Source organism: Myxococcales bacterium, from assembly GCA_012517325.1.
GTDB lineage: Bacteria > Lernaellota > Lernaellaia > Lernaellales > Lernaellaceae > JAAYVF01.
On sequence record JAAYVF010000013.1, the window covers coordinates 86,900 to 108,027 of the forward strand.

19 protein-coding genes and 1 riboswitch are annotated in these 21,128 nt (G+C 59.6%); of the genes, 8 read left to right on the forward strand and 11 right to left on the reverse strand.

Features of this window, described 5'->3' with window-relative positions; translation table 11 throughout:
• The first annotated feature begins 6 nt into the window (after positions 1–6).
• On the forward strand, positions 7–1,899 hold the full coding sequence (locus GX444_03450) for a hypothetical protein (protein NLH47641.1): 1,893 nt from the start codon (positions 7–9) through the stop codon (positions 1,897–1,899).
• Positions 1,896–3,113, forward strand: a complete 1,218-nt coding sequence (locus GX444_03455; GenBank protein NLH47642.1) for a hypothetical protein — start codon at positions 1,896–1,898, stop codon at positions 3,111–3,113. The genes GX444_03450 and GX444_03455 overlap by 4 nt, the downstream gene beginning before the upstream one ends.
• A gap of 63 nt (positions 3,114–3,176) precedes the next feature.
• Here the strand turns inward: GX444_03455 and GX444_03460 are convergent, their stop codons facing one another.
• From GX444_03460 to GX444_03475, 4 genes are all read right to left on the reverse strand, one after another.
• Positions 3,177–4,400: a hypothetical protein gene (locus GX444_03460; GenBank protein ID NLH47643.1), complete on the reverse strand. Its 1,224-nt coding sequence runs from the start codon at positions 4,398–4,400 to the stop codon at positions 3,177–3,179.
• Positions 4,401–5,069: 669 nt separating this feature from the next.
• The gene (locus GX444_03465) at positions 5,070–5,849 is read right to left on the reverse strand and encodes an HAD-IIB family hydrolase (protein ID NLH47644.1); all 780 of its coding nucleotides are present in this window, start codon (positions 5,847–5,849) and stop codon (positions 5,070–5,072) included.
• Positions 5,818–6,576 (reverse strand): hypothetical protein, encoded by a 759-nt coding sequence (locus GX444_03470; protein NLH47645.1) that lies wholly within the window; start codon positions 6,574–6,576, stop codon positions 5,818–5,820. Before GX444_03470 ends, GX444_03465 begins: the two co-directional genes overlap by 32 nt.
• A 21-nt stretch (positions 6,577–6,597) precedes the next feature.
• Complete coding sequence (locus GX444_03475) at positions 6,598–7,941, reverse strand: hypothetical protein (protein NLH47646.1); 1,344 nt, start codon at positions 7,939–7,941, stop codon at positions 6,598–6,600.
• Between the two features lie 234 nt (positions 7,942–8,175).
• On the opposite strand from GX444_03475, the gene GX444_03480 reads away from it, so the two are divergent.
• Complete coding sequence (locus GX444_03480) at positions 8,176–10,152, forward strand: hypothetical protein (protein NLH47647.1); 1,977 nt, start codon at positions 8,176–8,178, stop codon at positions 10,150–10,152.
• A 103-nt stretch (positions 10,153–10,255) separates the two neighbouring features.
• A complete protein-coding gene (gene pepF, locus GX444_03485) occupies positions 10,256–12,166 on the forward strand; it encodes an oligoendopeptidase F (protein ID NLH47648.1) in 1,911 nt (636 codons plus the stop codon).
• A gap of 101 nt (positions 12,167–12,267) precedes the next feature.
• On the opposite strand, the gene GX444_03490 is transcribed toward pepF, so the two are convergent.
• A complete protein-coding gene (locus tag GX444_03490; protein NLH47649.1) occupies positions 12,268–12,924 on the reverse strand; it encodes a hypothetical protein in 657 nt (218 codons plus the stop codon).
• 180 nt (positions 12,925–13,104) lie between these two features.
• Between GX444_03490 and GX444_03495 the strand changes: the two genes are divergently transcribed.
• The 3 genes from GX444_03495 to GX444_03505 all read left to right on the forward strand — a co-directional run bounded on the left by GX444_03495 (position 13,105) and on the right by GX444_03505 (position 14,975).
• On the forward strand, positions 13,105–13,458 hold the full coding sequence (locus GX444_03495; protein NLH47650.1) for a hypothetical protein: 354 nt from the start codon (positions 13,105–13,107) through the stop codon (positions 13,456–13,458).
• 48 nt (positions 13,459–13,506) lie between these two features.
• Positions 13,507–13,749 carry a PQQ-dependent sugar dehydrogenase gene (locus tag GX444_03500; GenBank protein ID NLH47651.1) on the forward strand — a complete coding sequence of 81 codons (243 nt, stop codon included), beginning with the start codon at positions 13,507–13,509 and terminating at the stop codon, positions 13,747–13,749.
• A 312-nt stretch (positions 13,750–14,061) separates the two neighbouring features.
• Positions 14,062–14,139: riboswitch (cyclic di-GMP riboswitch) on the forward strand.
• A 68-nt stretch (positions 14,140–14,207) separates the two neighbouring features.
• Positions 14,208–14,975: a hypothetical protein gene (locus tag GX444_03505; protein NLH47652.1), complete on the forward strand. Its 768-nt coding sequence runs from the start codon at positions 14,208–14,210 to the stop codon at positions 14,973–14,975.
• 58 nt (positions 14,976–15,033) lie between these two features.
• Here the strand turns inward: GX444_03505 and GX444_03510 are convergent, their stop codons facing one another.
• Entirely contained in the window at positions 15,034–16,335 is a 1,302-nt protein-coding gene (locus tag GX444_03510) for a hypothetical protein (GenBank protein ID NLH47653.1), read from the reverse strand.
• Between the two features lie 67 nt (positions 16,336–16,402).
• Complete coding sequence (locus tag GX444_03515; GenBank protein NLH47654.1) at positions 16,403–17,359, reverse strand: hypothetical protein; 957 nt, start codon at positions 17,357–17,359, stop codon at positions 16,403–16,405.
• A 206-nt stretch (positions 17,360–17,565) separates the two neighbouring features.
• Between GX444_03515 and GX444_03520 the strand changes: the two genes are divergently transcribed.
• Entirely contained in the window at positions 17,566–18,141 is a 576-nt protein-coding gene (locus tag GX444_03520; protein NLH47655.1) for a LysE family transporter, read from the forward strand.
• Positions 18,142–18,196: 55 nt separating this feature from the next.
• Here GX444_03520 and GX444_03525 read toward each other — a convergent pair whose 3' ends face one another.
• The 4 genes from GX444_03525 to GX444_03540 form a co-directional block, all read right to left on the reverse strand.
• The gene (locus GX444_03525) at positions 18,197–18,400 is read right to left on the reverse strand and encodes a hypothetical protein (GenBank protein ID NLH47656.1); all 204 of its coding nucleotides are present in this window, start codon (positions 18,398–18,400) and stop codon (positions 18,197–18,199) included.
• 14 nt (positions 18,401–18,414) lie between these two features.
• Positions 18,415–18,717, reverse strand: coding sequence for a hypothetical protein (locus GX444_03530; protein ID NLH47657.1), 303 nt, complete (start codon positions 18,715–18,717; stop codon positions 18,415–18,417).
• A 131-nt stretch (positions 18,718–18,848) separates the two neighbouring features.
• On the reverse strand, positions 18,849–19,604 hold the full coding sequence (locus tag GX444_03535; GenBank protein ID NLH47658.1) for a hypothetical protein: 756 nt from the start codon (positions 19,602–19,604) through the stop codon (positions 18,849–18,851).
• 246 nt (positions 19,605–19,850) lie between these two features.
• Positions 19,851–20,804 (reverse strand): alpha/beta hydrolase, encoded by a 954-nt coding sequence (locus tag GX444_03540; GenBank protein ID NLH47659.1) that lies wholly within the window; start codon positions 20,802–20,804, stop codon positions 19,851–19,853.
• Positions 20,805–21,128 lie beyond the last annotated feature (324 nt).

Below are 21,128 nucleotides of genomic sequence, written 5' to 3' on the forward strand. Positions count from 1 at the left end.
TCCCGGTTGTTTTCGCGTCATTTGCTCATCGCCCTGGCCGCGTTGCTGCTCCCGGCCTTGTTGACCGGTTGCGCGGCGGAAACCAAACAGCCGGACTATTTCGAGGTTCTGGAGGTCAGCGGTACTCCCTATGAACGAGGCTATCAACAAGGCGTTCACTTCGCGGACAAGATCCGGTCGTTCTACACCATGCTGCTCACCAACTCGATCTTCCCCTACCTGAACCGCGACCGCGACGACGTCAGTTCGGTGCTGATGCCCTACCAGGACGAGGATGTGTACGGCGACGGCAAATTCCCCCACCAGATGATGCTCGAATCGGCGCGCATCTTCGCCGAATTCATCCCCCAGGAGTACCTGGACGAGATGCGCGGGCTCGCCGACGGCTCCGGCATGCCCTACGAGGAAATCCTGCTGCTCAACACGTTTTTCGACACGCTGATGGGCTTCCGCGGCATCACCTTCTACATCCGTCTCGTGCAGGGGCCGCGGCTGGAATGGTTCGAGTTCGTCGGCGACCTGGACCAGGACGGCATCGACAACGACGGCGACGGTGAAATCGACGAACCGGCGGAAGGCCGGCAGAAACCCTACGAGCCCTCGCCCTTCGCGCACATGAGTGAAGTGCCGCTCGACGCGAAGCTGCGGTTCATCCTCGACGACGACAAGCCGGGTGTGTCTCCCGATTCCATCCGGATTCAGCTCGACGACAAGCTCTATCTGGCCGGCGATCCGAGCATTGAAACCAGCCCGTACGCGCGCGACGGCAAGACCATCGAGGTCGTCTTCACCCCGCCCGAGGGCCTACCGCCCGCCAGCGTCGTTTCGCTGATCCTGCAGGCGACGGATCTGACCGAAATCGAGCGGATCAAGCCCTACCACCCCCGCCCGATGCGCGACGAACGCATCACCTTCACCACCGCCGGCTACGGCGCCCGCCCGGCGGAAGTGCCGAACCGGGGTTTGGACGACGGCCGCACCCAGCCGCCGTCCTACGGGTTCGCGGTGCGCGGCTCGGCGACCCGCGACGGCAACCTGTACGTGGCCCATCACTTCGCGATGATCGACAGCAACACCATGCACAAGCACGTGACGCTGATCATCCACCACCCGAATGACGGCGCGCCGTTCGCGGTATTGGGCTATACCGGCGTGATCTGGGGCCTCAGCGGCATCAACAGCCGCGGCTTCACCTATTTCTTCGACACCAGCGACACCCTCAACAACCCGTTCACGCAGTCGTTCAACGAGGGGCTGATTTTCGCCAAACTCACCCCGCACGGCGTGCCGGCCGGCTTCATGGGCCGGGAAATGCTGAAATACTACGGCCAGGTGGCCGAAGGGCTGGATTACCTGCGCGCAACCCCCGCCTCGTTCGGCTGGAACTTCCTGCTGGCCGACGCGAACGGTGACATGGCCGCGGCCGAAATCGATTCCGACATCACCGCGCGGCCGGAGGGCGGTTTCTATACCTACTCCGCCGATCCCGACAACCCGGAAAATCGGGACGCCGCGGGCCGCCTTTACGGCAGCGTCGGCCCCGACGACCTGCGCATCGCCTCGCACTACCAGAAAGACCTCAACGAGATCGGTTACGAGCTCGTCACTTTCAACATTCAGCCGCAACGCTACTGGAGCAGTTTTTACTTCCGCTCCCTGCGCGCCTTCTACAACGCCGGCGACGCCCTGGCGGCCGAGTACGGCCAACTGGACCGCCAGCGGATCATGAACATCCTCGGCCGCAAGGCACTGGCGGATCAACGCGACAGCATGGTGGCCGCGGTCTTCGAGCCGCAAACGCTGAAAATGTTCGTCGCCGCCGGCGAGGTTCCCGCCACCGATGCCGGGTTCCGCGCCTTCGATCTCAAAAAACGCTTCCAGGGAGGGACCGCGCGATGAACCAACGCCTCGTTGCCGGCCTCCTTGGCCTGATGCTTTGCCTGACCGCCGGCGCCGCCTGGGCGGGCTTCACCGAAACCCTGCCGCAAGGCGCCTTCATGCTCGACGTCAGTTACCTGTATTCCTACCTCAACAGCGCCTACGACGACGACGGCCGCAAGGTGCCGCTGATCGAGGAAGTAAAGCGCTACGAGCCGGGCGCCGGCCTGCAGGGCACGCTGATTCCCAAGGCGCGGACCGAATTCGGCATCCTCGTCAGCCAGCTTCAATACGGCATTTTCGACAACCTTTCCGCCGGCATCGGCGTTCCCGTCGTCCTGTACACGAAAATCGACCCGGATTTTCAGTGGGACAAGGGCGATTACAATTGGAACCTCGGCCGCAGCTACAGCGAGCAGGATTTTTGGGATTGGGCGGGCAGCATGGGCCAGCCCAAGCCGGGAAAGTGGCGCGGCAACGAAGGCGTCCTGGGCGACATCCAACTCGGGACGCGCTGGCGCTTCACCGACGGTTACCAGAGCTGGGAAAAGCTAGGGCTGGCCATGGCCGGCATGATGACCGTCGCCTTGCCAACCGGCAAGCAGCCCGATCCCGAGGAAGTCGTCACCGCCGGCACTACCTCGTGGGATCTCCATTCGAACGGCGACCTCGGCTTCCACGTGTCGCTCGACAAGTCGTTCAAGGAAAGCCTCGACGGCCGCCTGCTGGTGGGCGTCGACGCGTTTTACGAATTCCTGCTGCCGCACCGCTATGAGTCGCCCGAAGGCAAGAAAAACCCGCTGCTGCTGAACTACCGGCCGTTCACCGGCAAGTACTACACCATCGACGGCGGCGACTTCACCGGTGGGTCGGTCCAGACCGACATCGTGCCCTGGAAGGGGCCGGCCCTCGGCACCTGGCTGACCAAGGGCGACGTCGAAAAGGCCAAAGCGCTGCCGCCGTTGCTGACGTTCTCGTTCCGCTATTCGTTCATCTACCTGCAGCAAACCGACTGGCAGTCCGATTCCGAAATCTGGGACTACGACCGCGAGCGCCTCTGGCGGCCCGGCTACAAGAACATGCTCAACGGGCAGATGGTGCTCAGCCTCCTGCGACTCGGCGCACCGCTGCAACCGTACGTCGCCTACCGCAACCTGACCTGGATTCCGGGCAAGAACTGCCGCGCCGCCGACGTGCTCAGCGCCGGCACCCGCGTGCTGATGAAATTTTGGTAAAGAATTCGATCGAACAATGGCTCCTCTCGCGAGGGGCCCTTTTTGTTTGATAGGGATGCGGGATCAGCAGCCGCAGCCTTGGTCGGCATCGTTATCTTCTTCCGTATTGTCGTCTGCTGTATCATCGTCGAAATTCGGTTCGTCATTTTCCCGGCAGACAATCCCATTGAAGTAGATGCTGCCCTGACTGTCATTTTGAAGATAGTAAGGCACGTCAACCAATTGATCGCCGCAGTCGTATTCATATATCCATTGCATGTTTCCATCAACATTCATTTTACTTGCCATGATATTTGTTATTGGCATCTCCGAGTCCGAGAAATATCCTCCTTCCGCCAGGATGTTTATATCCATTTCCCATCCTACGGTCATATCGACAAGATTGAGCCAAGAATGATCGGTTATTAAATCACCTTGCCGCAGCAACAATCCTTCCAGCGAATACTCTTGAATGCGAATCGGTATAGGCTCCCCACTATTTAATAGTTCCGCTTCGTCAATGCCCCCGATGAAAAAACGACTCGTTGTCAATTCTGCCAATACCGAATACCACTCGGCAGTGTCCACTACTGTTTTGGTCGGGTAAAGATTGTTAAATGGCAGTAACAAAGACCAGAAGATTCCCCCGTTTTCCGAGAATTTTTGTATTTTTGCTCCGTCCTCACCTTCACTCAGTAAAAAGAATGAACCGTCAACGGCCGGCACCACTCGAATCAGCGTTATCCAATCGGCATCGGAATTATTACCTTCAAGACGCCATTTCTCATTCATTTCGGAATCGAGCACAATCAATTCGTCGGCACATGATTGTTCGTTCATTTTCCATATCATCGCATTTGTCGTCTCGTTGATCCGATAAAATTCTCCCCGGAAATCGCACTGCTGGCTGGCTTGATAATCAATATTTATTGTCAGATCGCCTGAGGCGGTAAATCGTTGAATCGTCGCAACCTTGGTCGGCCCAATCGTCGATGATAATAGAATAATTCCGCCATCCTCGTCACAGGTTAAATTTCCGAATTGCCCATTGTAATCGGCAAGCCACTCCATGTCGCCATTCTCACTAATGCGCATGATCGATTTTTCGCCAGCCAAATACACTTCATCATCCGCGCAAAGCAGCAACTGCCGATCCCAATAATCGGATGAGGGAGGAAAAAATTCCCATTCGACATCACCGTTTTTATCCAACTTGGCCACATAAAATTTCTGATCTCCCCAACTGCTTTCCAGGGTGATAATCAGCAATAACAGTATAAGTATTGCTATAGGTCGGATTTTAATCATGATTCACCAAACCCATCAGGGGAATTCCGAGATTTCCGGGGGCAGTATATAAAAATTGGAATTTTCGGAGCATTATTTAATTCCATTCTTCGACCACCCTCGGAATCCTCACAAATGTCTTTTCGATTATTCCCCAACACATGGACAAATAACACTATGTTGCGTTGTCAAAGTCAAGGCTTGTAAATCAGAGAATTTCCAAAGCCCATTGGTAGTGATGGGTTGGTGAGCGGCGGCGTGGTTTCCGGCTGGCGCACGGAAAGACGACGTAAGGTTTTATCGCGGCTGCTAAGCCGCTCCTACACCAGTCAGGTCGCTTGCGCTCCCGGCGTGGTTACCGGCTGGCGCACGGAACGACGGTAAGGGTTTTCGATATTTCCTAACATCCCGTCAGTGACGATTGAATCTAGCCCAGCGTTTCAACGCTGGGGATGAACGCCGCGGATTGTTTCGTCCCGTCAGGGACGTGCCTCGACACATGGTTCGCAACGAAAAATATGGGAGATCATACGGACGTACCTACGGCACGAAGAAAAATACCGCGAACCGAAACCCAGCGTTGAAACGCTGGGCTATTTTCAATCATGCCTATGGCATGAAGCATCCATGTCGGCAGTTATGTGGGTTCCGGCTGGCGCACGGAAAGTCGGCGACGATGAACCAAGCCGTCTACAATCCTCGGCAAACCAGGATGCGGTTCAAGAGCCAGAGCGCGCCGGCGGAGTGCGGCCGCGGCAGAATGAACAACGGCTTGTGGATCAGCCGCGGCAGATACTTCTCGACGTTGGCGACGCCGGCGGACAGCGGGAATTGCGCGGGGTCGAACAGCGGCTCGTCGTTCGTGCTGTCGCCCATCGTCAGCACTTCCCGGCGATCCCGCAAACCCAACTCGTCGCAGACGCGACCGACCGCCGTCGCCTTGGTGTGCTCGCCGGCGAACAGATGCAGATGGATCGAACTGGCGATCATCCTCAAACCCTGGGCGTTCGCGAGATCGGCGACCCGGCTCACCTCGTCGTCGCTCAACGCGGCGCGATCGATCGCCCAGTCGGTCAGTCGCCCGAGATTGTCGTCGGTCCGGCGGACGCGCGGCACCTGCCGTCGAATCGCCTCGTAAGCATCCCGCAGGCGGCTCCGCCCTTCGCCGATCAACGACAGGTCGGCCAGCGGCGTCAATTGTTCGCCCCGGCAGATCACCCCGCCGTTTTCCGCGACGACGCCGTCCACCGGCAGATAGCGCGACAAGGCCTGGCCCCACGACGCGCAGCGCCCGGTGACCAGCCAGATCAGCAGGCCGCCGCGCCGCAGCCGCTCGAAAGCCGCCAGAATGTCGGACGGGATACGTCCGTCGGTGCTCAGGGTGTCATCGACGTCGGAGGCCAGCAGGCGCAGCGCGCGCAGGTGGGCCTCGGGCAGGTCACTCGCCGGATACGGTCGTTCGTGGTTCATCTTTTTCCCATTGCCGCAGCAGCAGGGTCGCGCCGATCGCCGCCACGGGCAGAATCAGGAGGTTGGCCAGAGGCACCAGCGTCGAGAGAAAAACCGCGAGGCCGAAGCCGACGGTTTCCGTCTTGCGCCGCCACAAGTAGGCGATTTTCGCGCCGGCCGACAGCGACCGGCGGCTGAGGGGCAGATCGAAAAACTGCACGGCCAGGAAAAAACCGCCGGCCAGCGGCGCCAAGACCGCGTAAACGGCCGATCCGACGACGGGGATCAGCAGCAACAGCAGCAAAGCCGCTTCGGTCGCCAGAAACAGCGCGACCACGACCAGCGTTGTGCGCAGGCTGTTGACGATGCCGTCCACGATCCGCCGCACGGTGGTCGCCGGCGCGCGCCAGCCTTCCTGGATCTCCACCTTTTCGGACAAGGCGTCGAGAAACGGCGCGGCGATGACGCAGCCGACCGCCGTGAAGCCGAAAACGACCGCCAGGGCGAACGCCGCGACCAGCAGGACCGCCGCCAGCGCGTAGAGAATCCATTGGTACCAGACTTGCGGATCGGGAACGATCGCGTGCAGCAGTTGCGGATAATAATAAATGAAGGCGCCGAAACCACCCGCGAACAACAGGATATCGAGCAGAATCGGCAACAGTGCCAGACCCCACAAATCGCGGTGGCCCAGCAGGTAGTTCAATCCTTTGAAGGCATGTCCGAAACCGCGCAGCAGGCGCTTCACCGCCGCGCCCACCGGCGACCCTTAGAGCCCTTCGACCAGTGTGTAGACGAGGTCCCACAAATCGACGAGCGATTGCAGCAGGTCCTTGATGCCGGTCATCGAGGGATAGGCGAACCACGGGCCGACGTCGATCGGCAGAATTTCGGGAATTTCGGAAATGACGATCTCGAAATTATCGCCGAGGAAATTCAGGTCGATGCCGAGCAGGTCCTCGATCATTTCCTTGTCGATGACGATCGGCAGCACGTCGAGCGCGGTCAGCAAGTCGTTCGCGTACGAAATATAAAACGGGTTCGCATGGGTCGGATCAGTGTCGTAGGCCGTCTCGTCCCAGAATGCGGGAGCGGTCAGAATGCACAGCGAGTCGATGCCGTTGACCAGATCGGGTTCCAGTGCGCCGAAGCCCGGGATGAACAGCGATTCGAGTTGGCGGTCGCCCTGCCCGTCCATGTTGTCGTCGATAAAATGCACCGTGCCCGCTTCCTGCGGACCGGTTTCGCGGTACGCCGTGTCGATGAGCAGGTGCAGGCGATAGAACAACTGCCCGAGTTGCACTCCGGCGGCCTGCATCCGCTTGACGCCGTCCTCGCCTTTCAGGGTCAGGAAATCCGGGTTGTCCTCGTAAGTGATCAGGCTTTCCACGAGGTCGATCAGCGGGTCCAACTGTTCCAGCAGATCCTGAATCGCTTCCAGGTCCAGATCCTCGAGGCCGCCGAGGTCGAAATTCAGCGACGGGATTTGCAGAGAGAAAAAGTCGTAGTTCAGATCGTGGGCCATCGCGATGTTGACCACCGCCTCGACCAGCGAGTTGAGCACGCCGAAAAATTGCAGATCGGAACGATCCAGGCGGCCGCCGAACTGGAAGGTGACGATGCCTTCCAGCTTCATCGTAAAGCCTTCGATCTCGAACGAAGGATCGGGGTCGTTCATCAAATCGAGGTAAAGCTGTTCGCAGGCCTGGTACCAGACCTCGGCGCTTTCACCCAGAAATTCTTGGATGTAATCGCCCAGGTTCGAGCTTTCGGCCAGAACCTGCATATCCAGGCCGGCGCCCGGGTCAGCGGGCATCGTTTGCGCCAGACCGCCGCTCGCGAACGCCACCAACTGATTGAGCAGGTTCATGAACTGCATATTGCGCGAGATGAGCAGGCCGAATTTGGCCTCGTCGCAGGTCGGCGAAAGCTTGATCGCCGCCTCGAAGGCATCGGACGCGTTGCCACCGTCGCCAGCGACGAGATAGCGCTTGCCGATCCGCAGGATTTCTTCCAGCGTCGGGTCCTCGCGCGTATCGAATTTTTCGCTACAGCCGAGAAACAGCGGGGTAATGGTCAAAAACAACAAAACCGCGACAAGGCGTAAACGCATCCACGACCTCCAGAACCGGGGGGTATTCTGGCGGCAAGTTTAGGGGCGCGCGCGTCCGGTGTCAAATCCGCGTCCGGCCGCGTCCGGCCGCTGCCTTTCGGCTTCAACCGTTCGGATGGACTCGCTTTTCTCCTCCGCTTTCTCCCGGGAAGGAAAAGTTCGCGCGGCGGTTTTCTTTTGCTCACGAATCCTTATTTTAGTGGCGTAACAAACAGCCCCAACCAGGCGGGTGAGATGTCGATTCGCACGGTATCCTTCCTCGGTTTTCTGATTCTGGTGATTCTCGTCTCCGGCGTGGTCGCGCTGCTCGGCGTGTCCGGTATCGAGCGCAGCGTGGTGCATGAAGCCCAGCAACGCACCAATCAAGATCTGCGGACGCTGCAAACGATCTATCAGCAACGCCTCGAACTGCTGGCCAGCCGGGTGCAGTCGCAGACCGCCGATTTCACTGCCGTCGCGGCGGCCGACCGTTCCGGTTTTCTGGCGCAACTTCGCCGGGAACTGGACCTGACGGTGCTCAACGCTTGCGACGTCGAAGGCCAACCACTCGCCGGTTCCTACCCGGAGTTCGACGGGCGGGTGCCGATCGCCGCCGATCCGATCCTGCGCCGCGCGCTGGCCGGCAAGCTCGAGTGGGGCACCGTTTTGCTGGATGAAAATCGCCTGGCTTTCGAGGGCGGTCCGGCCCTGCGTCAGGCGGTGACGCTGAGCACCGGCGAATCGCCGGCATCCCGCGGCCGTTCGGAAGCCTTGTTCATGTGGATGGCCCGGCCGATTTTCGACGGGCAAAAACGGGTGATCGGCCTGCTCTACGGCGGTCGCGCCATCAATTACAATTTCGCGCTCGTCGACCAACTGCGCAACCTGCTGTTCGGCGGCGATCTTTACGGCGGCAAACCGCGCGGCACCGTCACCTTTTTTCTGCAGGACCAGCGCGCGGCCACCAACGTGCTGCGCGAGGACGGGCAACGCGCCATGGGCACCTTCGTTTCCGACGAGGTCCGGCGACAGGTCCTGGAAAAGGGCGGCGTCTGGCGCGACCGCGCCTGGGTGATCGACGCCTGGTACCTCAGCGGCTACCAGCCGTTGTCGGACCCGGACGGCAAGATCGTCGGCATGACGTATGTCGGCATGTTGGAAGCGCCGTACACCGACCTGAAAAAATTGCTGCTCTGGCGGTTTCTGGGGCCGCTCGGGCTGGTCTTCCTGGCGGCGCTGCTGCTCGGGATCTATTTCCTGAATCGCCTGCTCGCGCCGCTCGGAAAGCTCGGCCGGCAAGCGGTGTTGATCGCCGAGGGCCACTGGGACGAGCCGGTCAAGCCCGCGCGCACGTTCCGCGAGTTGCGCCAGCTTTCGCGGCTGTTCGAACGAATGCGTCAAGCGATCGTTCAACGCGACCGGCAATTGCAGGACCAGAACCGCCGGCTCGGCGAAAGCAACGAGGAGCTGCAAAAAGTCAACCGGAATTACATGGAAACGCTGGCCTTCGTCACCCACGAGTTGCGCTCGCCGCTGGCGGCCAACCAGGGATTGATCGACGTGATGATGCAAGGGCTGACCGGCGAGGTGCCGCCGCAGGTCAAGCAGCTTCTGGTGCGGATCAAGCGCAATTCCGAGGAATTGCTCGACATGGTGAAAAACTACCTCGACCTGGCTCGGGTCGAACGCGGGGAACTCAATTCCAATCCCGCCGACATCGAGATTTGCCGGGAGGTCATCCAACCCTGCCTCGACCTTTCCGGCCCCCTGTTCGAATCGCGCAACATTACCCTGGAAACGCAGTGCGTGGAAAAATTGCACCTCAAGGCCGATCCCGACTTGCTGCGCATCGCGTTATCCAATTACCTGACCAACGCCGCCAAGTACGGCCGGGAGGGCGGCCGGGCCGTGGTACGTGCCCAGGAAAAAGACGGGCAACTGATTTTCACCGTCTGGAACGAGGGCGACGGGTTTACCCCGGAGGAAGGCAAACAGCTTTTCGGCAAATTCATCCGGTTGCGGAATGACACCACCCACGGCAAACGCGGCAGTGGTCTGGGCCTCTTTCTCAGCCGCCAGATCGTCGAGTTGCACGGCGGCAAGGTATGGGCGAAAGCCGCGCCAGGGCAGTGGGCCGAATTCGGTTTTTCGTTCCCGATCACCGGATTCACCGACGGCGCCAAGGCGGCCGCCGTTCCGGCGTTGCCGCCGGCGGCGAATGGCTCGGCCTGACCGGATCTTCGCCGCGTCGGGCTTGTTGCGGCCGGCCGATCCGAGTATTTTTGCCTTCACGCGGCAATGGTTTTTTTCTACCGAAAACACGAGGGATGCACGAATGAACATCAACCTGCGACGTTTGCTCATTGCGGTTTTGCTGCTCGGCCTGCTGTTGCCGGCCGTCGCGCTTTTCGCCAAGGAACGGAGCGAATTCCCGGACCAATACAAATGGGACCTCACCCCGCTCTACCCCACGTTGGAGGCTTTGAAACAGGAACAAAGCCGGTTCCTGGCCGACGCCGAGAAACTGAGCGCTTACAAAGGCAAGCTCGGCCTTTCCGCGAAAAAATTCCAGGAGGCGCTCGACCTTTATTACCGCCTCGAAAACCGCCTGCGCCGGATGGAATCCTACGCCTACATGGCGGTGGACAGCGACACCCGCGTCTCCGAAAGCAAGGCGCTCAAGTCCGAGATCGAAACGATCCGCACCAAGTTTTCCGGCATCGCCTCATTCATTGATCCGGAAATCGTGGCGCTCGGTCAGAAAAAAGTGAACGGCTTTCTGGCCAAGAATCCGGGCTTGAAAAACTACCGTTTCGGATTGAGCGAAACTTTCCGCCGCCAAAAGCACATCCTGTCGCAGCCGGAAGAAAAAATCATGGCGGCGGCGCAAGACCTGACCGGTCAGCCCGATTCGCTCTACAGCCTGTTCACCAACGCCGATCTGACGCAGGACACCGTGACGCTCACCGACGGCACGAAAGTCAAAATGAGCTACGCCGCCTACGAAAAGCTCCGCCAGAGCCTGGTCGACTCCGACCGCGTGCTGGCGTTCAAGACCCTGTTCGGCCAGTACGATCGTTTCAAGCGGACGCTGGCGGAAATCCTCTACGGGCAGATGAAAGCGCATCGCTTCAACGCCACGGCCCGCCACTACGATTCCACCCTGGCTGCGGCGCTGGATTACCCCGGCATCGACACGCGGATTTATACGAGCCTGATCGAGGCCGCGCATCAGAACTTCGGCACCTTCCACCGCTACCTGAAACTGAAGGCGCGGGCCCTGGGCAAGACCAAACTGGACTACACCGACATCTACCTGCCGTTCACGCGCGACGTGAGCATTCCCGCGCCCTATCCCCAGGCGCAGGAACTGCTGCTCCAGGCGTTGGCGCCGCTGGGCGAGGAATACGTGAACACGGTCCGCGAAGCCTTCCAGCAGCGTTGGATCGACGTTTATCCGAACGACGGCAAGGACCAGGGCGCGTACAGCAACGGCTGGGCGTACGAGATCCATCCTTATATTCTGCTGAATTACAACGATTTGTACGGCGATCTGCTGACGCTGGCGCACGAGATGGGCCACACGATGCATTCGTACTTTTCCAACAAGAACCAGCCCTTTCCCACCGCCGATTACTCGACTTTCGTGGCCGAGGTGGCCTCGACCTTCAACGAAAACCTGATGAACGATTACATGCTGAAAAAGGTGACCAGTGACCAGGAAAAATTCTACCTGCTCGGCAATTTCCTGGACAACTCGATCCGCGGCACCTTCTTCCGCCAAATTCAGTTCGCCGAATTCGAACTGATGATCCATCAGCGGGTCGAAAAGGGTGAGGCGCTGACCGACGACGTGCTGAACAAAATGTTCCTCGATCTGGCCCGCCAGTACTACGGCCACGACCAGGGTGTCGCCGACGTGCCCGATTTCATCGCCGCCGAATGGTCGGTCATCCCGCACTTCTACTACAACTATTACGTCTACCAATACTCGACGAGCATCGCCGCCGCGAGCCTGCTGTCGCAAAAAGTCCTGGACGGCGAACCGGGCGCGCGCGACGCGTACTACAACCATCTGCTCAAGGCCGGCGGTTCGGACAACCCGGTGCGCCTGTTGCAGCAGGCCGGCGCCGACATGACCAATCCCGCCGCCTACCAGGCGCTGATGGATCGCGCCAACCGCTATATGGACGAGATGGAAAAACTGCTCGACAAGATGGAAAAGGCAAAAAAAGCGGGGAAATAAACCATCGCATCGCGGCAAATAAAAAACGGGGCAGGTTCGCCTGTCCCGTTTTTTTCTATCTCCCGCCGCGCCTCGTCGTTCGTTTCACCGAATGCCGCAAATCAGCAGCCGCACCCGCCGTCGCTACCTTTATCGGCAACGATGCCACCGTCAGCGGTATCGTCATCGGACCCGGTATCGTCATCGGACCCGGCATCGTCGTCGTCGATTGTGGTGTCGTCATCGTCGATCGGCGCGGAATCGTCATCGTCGGCGCCGACACCGAAAGTCCAAACCCCGGATTCGGCGGTTTCGGGGTTATCGTCACCAGTCAATATCCAGCCAAAACCGTCCGTTGCTGTGATGTCGGTAAAAGCCGTAAAAGCAAAAGTCAGTAAATCTCCCTCTGCAATATCGCCTTGTTCCTCCGGATTTTCGCTCGAGGAACAGGTCCAGGTTAAGGTATTCAGTTCCTCGTCAACTTCCACTTGCCATTCATGGTATTGGTGGATGGCGTCGGGAATCGAAAAATCAACGAGGTCGTACTCGCTCGACGGCAACTGAATGACCACCTGCTTGATCGCGATATCCCCACCCGCGGTATTGAACACATCGAAGGCGAATGTGTATTCGGTTTCCGGCAGCAGCAGGATTGGAAACTCCGCATTGGCCGTACCCGTAATAACGAAAAGATTATCGGCGCCGGCTTCGTATCTTGTCGGGGATGCGGCTCCCGGCAGGATCGCCAGAAGCAAAACAATCGCGGTAATCCAAACCATCTTGGCTATGCTTGATCTCCCCTCGGCTGGTTTGCGCCATCCCGATCATCGCTTTGATATTTGACCATAGATTGACTCATTATGTCAAATCGATGGCGAGCTGTCTTTTTTTTCAAAGCCGGATAAAACCTTTTCGGCGGGCCTGTGTCCTTATTAATGAACCCGGAGAAACGACCCGAAATGAAACTTCCAATCGCCCAATACTCCCGACCCTATCTGGTGCTCGTCGGCGGTTTGATCTTGGGTTTCGGAGCGTTCACGCTTACCGGCTACTTCCTGACCGAGACCTCCCCGGCGATCGAAGATAACGCCGCCTGGGAAAGCGAGGACGCCGTCTCGGCCGATTCGCAGCCGGTAGTCGTCATCCGTTCAATCGATCGCGCCAAAGATATCGAGAGCCCTCCACCGCCGAAACAAACAAGCTTCATCACCTCTTTCCCCATACCATCCCAAACGGTTGTGGGGGGCTTTCATTCCATTCAACAACCAGGCAATCCACCACACGCGCCACCGTCGAATCAACAGGCCGGTTAATCGTCGTTCGTTCGTAAAATCAGACTTTACCGAATGAAGGAGACCGACATGGCTTGTCCGTTCTTGCTACGCGGCGACCACGCCGCCACCCATTGCGAAGTGTTGCTCGATCAAGGAAAACAACATCTGGCCGAAGCGCCCGATTGGATCTGCCTGTACGAGTGGGCCCGGCTCTGCCCCCATTTCGCCGGTTTGCGGGAAACCGCCGAACCGCCGAGCTACCAGGGGGTTAAAATTCTCCACCTCAACCGGATCGGCGGTCCGCCGGCGATCAATCCGGACTTGCTCTGATCCATCCGGCTTCCCCGACGAAGGCGCTGGCCTTCATCGATAACCTCCCTTGGATTGGCGTCCGCTGACGCCGTAGACAAAAATGCCGGGTTGGTTTCCCGGCGAAAAGCGGTCCCGGCGACGGGGCCGCTTTTTTATCTTTTTACCCCCGCTCCCGCCGCCCCCAGAGCGCTAAAACAGCCCGAATACCTCAAAATCCCGGCAGATTTTTGGCCTTCGAAAAAAAATGAAAAAAAGTCTTATCTCAATGGCTCGCTCGGTCGATAGTTAATAATGAGTCGCGAGGAAGCCTTCCGGGTAGAAGGCAACGTTCCGTGACAAAGGCAAACCAGCCGTGAGGCTGGGGCGCAAAGCTGGAGATCTCCGAAAGGAGACGGCTCAGCTGCCGAAGGAACGGTCAAACCAACGTGGCCGTTCCCTCAAAACGTAAACTGTTTTGACTAATGGAGGGAATTGCCATGTCTCGTCACACCACTTATGCCGCTTTCGTAGTAGTAGTATTCGCTTTCCTGTTTTTCGGTTGCGACAATGCCGAGGACTCCGGCAGCGATGTAGCCCTCGACTCGCAGGCCGATGCGCAAAGCGTCGACGACCAAGACCCCTCGATGGGCATCAACCCCAACAAGCCTCATGACTTCGTCGAAGGCGACGACGACGCCCCCGCGATGGGCACCGAAAGCACCGACCCGGACGCCTGGTACCTCGGCGTCAACCCGGACAAACCGCATGACTTCGTCGAAGGCGACGACGACGCCCCCTCGATGGGTTGCGAAAGCACCGACCCGGAAGATTCGTACCTCGGCGTCAACCCGAACAAACCGCATGACTTCGTCGAAGGCGACGACGACGCCCCCGCGATGGGCACCGAAAGCACCGACCCGGACCCGTGGTACGTCGGTGTGAACCCGGACAAACCGCATGACTTCGTCGAAGGCGACGACGATGACGATCCGTCGATGGGCGCGAACGGCGGCGCTTCCAGTGGCGTAGCGGCCAGCGCTCCGGAAACCGGCGCGGACCCCAAGAAGCCGGGCGAGGATCCTTACGGTGACGAGCCGTCGATGGGCGCGAACGACCAGTTCGACGACGGCGAAGCCGAGGAAGGCCGCGATGCTCCGCGGTTCTTCGATGAAAACGGCCGTCAACTGCCGAAATGGCTGGTGCTCTACATTCTCGAAAGCCGCGAGGAAGGCGAGTTCCCGGGCGCCGGCCCCGACCAAGAATAGCGACTGACCAACCCTCTCTTTGCCCCGAAGGCCCCGGCGGCTTTCGGGGCGAGGTGTTTTAAAATAGGCCGGCCACCGAAGCGCCGATGAACCAGCAACCGATCGCCAGCACCGCGCCGGCCGAGAACAGCGACAACCAACGGACCAGCCCGGACTCGCGCTCCGGAAAAATCCGCGCCAGCCAGCCACCCGCGTGAACCACCGCCAGACCGACCAAGACGAGAACGGACGACAACCCCAGGGAAAAGAAAACGAGCAGAAACAGACCGACACCGGCCCGGTTCGCGCCGATGGCGACGAACAGCAACGCCAGAGCCTCGGGACAAGGCGCGGCGCCCGCCGCCAATCCCAATAAAGCAGTTTTCCTTTTACGGGCCTTTTCGATCCGCGGTGGCGCGGCGCTGTCCGGCGGCAACGCCGGTCCGCGATGATGCGGATGCACGTGGGGATGACCGCTGAAAAAATGCCCGTGAACACCGGGCAGCCGGTGAATCAACAACCACGCGCCGAGGACGGCCATCAACCCACCGGCGCCCAGTTGCAGCCATGGCAAAAGCGTCGCCGAGGATAGATCCGCTCGCCACCACCGCGCCGCGAACGCCAGACAAAACGCCAGAAACGTATGCGACAAAGCCGTGGTCAGCGCAAAAACCAACACGTCAGCGGTATTTCCCTGCCGGTCGAGAAAGTATGCCAGGGCCAGGTTTTTGCCGTGCCCCGGCCCCAGACCATGCAACAGCCCGAAAAGGAAGGCCAGCGCTGCGGTAATCATCCAGAACGGCCACCCTCCGCCCGCGCGCACCCGCTCGATCAGGTTGGCCCACAGGCCGCTCGGCGTTTCGACGGCCGTCGTCGCGACCGCGGGTTCCCGCCCGCTCGCCGCGACGCGACCCCGCCACTCCGCGCCGCCGGTCTCGGGCGTCGAATCGGCCAGCAGACGGCTGCCGTCCTCGGCCGTCCGGCGCAACTGAAAGGTCCGCGCCACGAGGGCCGTGTGAGCCCGATAACCGATTTCATGCTCGCCCGCCGTAAGCGAAGCAGGGCCGGTATCGAAACGAAAATGCCAACTCGAGGGCCGTTCCTCGCTGATTAAAAAACGCAGCGCGATCAAGCGGCCGTCGATCGTCAGCCGCTGCAAGCCGGCCAGTTGCGCCGCGCGATCGTTTCGGTCGAGATGGGCCGCGCCGGAAACGTCGGCCGCGCTCGGGTTCGCGGTGAAAAAAATTTCGTAATCGACGGCGATCCGATCGCCCCGCACGGATAGAATGACGCGGTGGTCTTCCGGGCCGGGAGCGTGAGCCGCCGCAGAGGCCGCGCCGGCGAGACAGAAAAGAAGCAGGAATACCGGAATTTTTTTCATGCCGCTCATTATGGCCGGGGGCCGCGGAAAGTAAACTTGGCCGCGCGGAGAAAAACCGCGAAACCGGTTATTCCGGTTCGTGCATGGCGGTGGAAAGGTCGGATTGGAGCTTTTGGGCCAATTCCACCAGCGCGCTTTTCGCCGTTTCGATATGAATGGAATCGGTCTGGCCGAAACGCTCCAAATAGCGCTGCCAGGCGTCGCGGGCTTCCAGGTCGCGCTCGGCTTTTTGAAAGGCGATCGCCAGGTTGAAGGCCGCCCGCTCGTGATCCGGCTCGCGCTCCAAGACCTCGCGGTAATGCGCCGCCGCCAGCGCGTGGTTGTTCAACCGCGACGCGATCACTCCCAGGTAGAAGACCGGCGACGACAGTTTGGGATACAACCGCTGTAATTCCTTCGCCTGCTCCATGGCGCTTTCGAATTCCGAATTTTCCAGGGCCTTGGCGATTTTTTCTTCCCGTTGCCGGTAATCCAGATCGGAAGTCGAGGCGGCGAGGCGCAACCGATCGATCGCGCTCTCCGCTTCCGCCCGGTGCACCCCGGCCTCCTCGCTCAGCGTCAGCGCCTTGCGATACCAGTACAGCGCGTCCTGCGGGCGAATGAGCTTCTCTTCGTAGAGTTGCGCCAGCTTCATGGCCGCCGTGACGGGGTATTCCATCAGGCCGCTTTGCAGGTAGCCCTTCAGCAAGCTGGCCTGTTCGTAGTAGTTTTCCGCCCGCTCGGCCTTGGCGATGTGTTCCTTCCAGACCTCGCGCTCGTAGAACGAATCCTCGACCTTGCGGCCGGTGCCGAACAGCAGGTCGCCCATGCCGCTGCCCACGCGGTTCATCTGCCGGTGAACGAAATAGGAAATCAGGATGATGACCGCCAAAAATCCCAGATAGGAAGTAAGCCGAAACGGGCTGCCCGTGACGAAAACCAGCAGCGTGTACAAGCCGGTGCCAATGCCGCCGCCGCCGAGCACCGGCACGGCAAAGTCCGATTCCATGAATCGGCGAAGCGAACCCATATCCTTGGGAGGCATGCGAAAAGAATAATCCTCCGGCGGTTCGGGAGCAAACGAATTTTTGCCGGATCAAATAAAAAGGAGGCGGAGTTTCGGCCTTTTCGTCCGCGATCGGCTATGATAGAGGGAGATTCTTCACCCGGGGGGAAAGCGGCGTGGAATTGCTCGTCAAGCTGGCCGGATTGTTTTTCACCTCGTTCGTCATCGGCCTGTCCGGCGCGCTGATGCCCGGCCCCATGCTGGCGCTGACGATCAGCCAGACGCCGCGACGCGGGGCGAAAACCGGCCCCCTGATGGTGCTCGGCCACGGCATTCTGGAAGGAACGCTGGTGGCCGCACTGGCCCTTGGCGTGGCGCATTTTCTGACCGATAACCGCGTCATCGGCGTCATCGGCCTGGGCGGCGGCGTCATGCTGCTTTGGATGGGCCAGGGAATGCTGCGCTCGGCGCCGACCCTGACCCTCCAGACCGAAGCGGCCGCGACACGGCGCTCGCTGCACCCGGTGCTGGCCGGCATCCTGGCCTCGCTCGCCAATCCCTACTGGACGATCTGGTGGGCAACCATCGGCTTTTCCTACATTCTGGTCGGCCTGGAATTCGGCGCGCCGGGGGTGATCGCGTTTTTCCTCGGCCACATTTCCTCCGACCTCGCCTGGTACTCGCTCGTCAGCCTCGGCGTATCGCGAGGAAAAAAATTCCTGAGCGACAAACTCTATCGCGGTTTGATCGGTTTTTGCGGCGCCGCCCTGCTCTTCTTCGGCGGCCTGTTCGTTTATTTCGGCGCCATGCGGCTGGGCTGACCCATTAAATGAAAACGGGCGCGGCGAACCGCGCCCGCCGGTTGATGTTGGTTTCTTATTTCTCTCCTTTGCAAAGGATATCGATGGGATACGGCTCGCTCTCGTCGTAACAGTGATCCACGAGAATCAGGAAATAATCATCCGCCGCATCGGGATAATCCATAAAATGCCAGCCTTCGGTTTCAATGATCAGCGGTTCGCCTTCTTCCTCGCTAGAACATCCCGCGTTTTCAACAAACGCCAAACCGTCAAGGCCCAAGCCATTATCAAGCCCTAAGCCCCCCCCTCGAGATTGCAATCCGGATCGACGTATTCCAAAGCCAGTTCGACCTTGTCATACAATACCACTTCAACTGGTTCTTGCACGACCTCACCGTTGACGCTGATTTGCAGCCCGAGGATTTCCGGCGGTTGATTATCTCGGCACTCCTCCCAGGACGCGTCATCGTCGATGGCCGCCGAGTCGTTGTCGTTATCGTTGTCGTTGTCGTCATCGTCATTTTCGCAATTACTCACCAATGACACGACGAACAATGCAAACAGAAAAATCAGAAAATACTTCGCCGATGTATTCATTTCCGATTTCCTCCAAATCATTTCAGTCTCTTTATGCTTTTCATCTCGCCGGAGTAATTTTCTCATTTCCTCACATAACAAACAACGGGCGCGGCGAACCGCGCCCGAGGCCTATTCAGGCGAGCGAGAAATCAGAAGAACGCGTAGCCGAGAATCGCGTTCAGCCGCATCGACCCCAGGCCGCCTTCCGTATAGGCATCGAGGAATTCGTCATCGGCGGACTGGCCGCTGAATCCCAGGTTCGAGAAATCCAGCGAGCCGCCGAGGATGAAGTTATTGGCGAAGCGATGGGTCGAGCCGATCGAGATGTCGAAGTACCAACTGCGCAACGGATCGGAAACATATTCCTCACCGTCGTGTTCGACCGCATAACGAAACGTGCCGCCGCCCAGGTGGCTGAGCAGCATCAGGTTGGTGCGTTGTTCCGCGCCGAAATACCACTGGTAACCAAGGCCCAGCGCCAGGTGGATGGCATTGAAGCGCAGTTTGTCGCCGTCGATGCGTTTCGCCGGATCATCGGTTTCCGCGAATTTACCCGTGCCGGATATCAACGGCAGGGAAGCCGAAATGACGAAATGGCGGCCCTTGGTCGGCATGAAAAACGCTTCCGGCGACAGGCCGAGGTATCCCACGCCCCGGAAATTGACTGTTTCATCGTGTTCGGCGGCGCGATTATTAAGCTCCCATTCGAAATCCACCGAGCCGGCGCCGCCGCCGAAGATCGGCTTAACCGTCATGATGAACCACGGCAATTCGACCTGCTTCTGTATGCCGGCCGGGGCCGGCGCCGCGGCCGGGGGCGCATCCTGAGCGAAGGCCGTCATTCCGGCCAGCGACAGCGACCCGGCGATAACCAAAAAAATGAGCGTTTTGCTCAATCGATTCATTTTTTCTCCTCCTGGCGGCAACCGCGCCGCCTTTGGTTCAGCCCCCGTCAGCTTACACCCATCCTCTCCGGATACCCATAAACTTTAGAGCCGGCCGGCGGCGCGAAAGTTAAAGCCATTTTTACCAGACACGCGGCAACAACCGATACTGCGTGATTTCGGCATTTTGGCGATAGCCGGGTAAATTCCCTTTGCAAGGTCCGGTCCTCCAGCGCCGTGCGGGTGAGGAGCCGGCCGCGGCCAAATTCAGGCCGCCGGTTTGGTCGGATCCGAGCGCTGTTGCAGTTGTTCGTTCATGAATTGCAGCACCGCCCGCAGCGCCGGTCCTTCGTGACCGGGCGCCATGTCCACCACGACCGAGTGATGATCGCCGCCCTTGATTTTCACGTACCGCAAGGGTGCTCCGGCCTGCTGCATCGCCTGCGCGAAGGCCGCCGCCTGCGGCTCGCTGGTCAGGTTGTCGCGATCGCCGTTGACCATCAGCATCGGCGGCACATCGGCGCGGACATGGCGGATCGGTTGGGCGTCGTCGAAGTTTTCCGGCGTCACCATGACCTGCCGCACGATTTGCAGGTCCAGCCGATTGCCGGTGACGAAATCGTACGCGCCGCTCAGCGGAATGACGCCGCGCAGCTTTAACGGGTCGAATTTCAGCATTCCCCGAAAACGCGGATGGGTAGCCATCAGCGCAACGATGTGCCCGCCCGCCGAATGACCGGCGACGAACACGCGATCCGGGTCGCCGCCGTAATCGGCCACGTTGGCCATGACCCAATTGAGCGCCGCCGCGCAATCTTCCATGAACGCCGGATAGGTCACGTCCGGGTAAAGGCGATAATCCACCAGGATCGTCACGAAGCCGCGCGGACAGAGCGTTCCCGCCAGCGCCGCGTATTCCTTCCGGCTGCCCGACATCCAGTAGCCGCCGTGAATGAAGACCATCACCGGCGCGGGATCCTCGCCGGCCGGCCGGTACAGGTCGAGCCGCTGAAAATCGTTGCCGTTCGGAACGTAGGCGATATCCGGGAATTGACGCGGATGATGATCGAGCACCCGCAGGCTCGAGATTTCCGCGTCGAGCAGCGCCCCGTAATGCTTGACCGGCACGTCGCAAGCGAACAGCGTGACCAGGGCGAGCAATGCCAAAAACCAGCGGCCACACGCCGTTCGACGGCCATGGTGGGCATAACATTTTTTCATTTTCGGCGGACCTCGCTTCAAATGGCAGTGGCTTTCAGCATTCTAAGCCGCCGGCGAATTGTCAAGCGAGCGGCCGCCGGCAGATCATTGGACGAGCGATGCGCCATCGGCGTTATTGCCTGCCGATCCGGCCATGGCGCGACGGATCGGTAAAACAAGCCGTGCGTGTTTATACTTAGGCAATATGTCCCCTTAACTGTGCAGCAAAAATGTCCCCTTGGTTACGTAGAGTTCGGAGCCGAGGCCTGATAGACCCACGTCCAGTTGGTTGTTCCCTTTCGATTTTCCGTTTTGCATCTGGCTTTGAGAGGTGCGCGCAGTTCC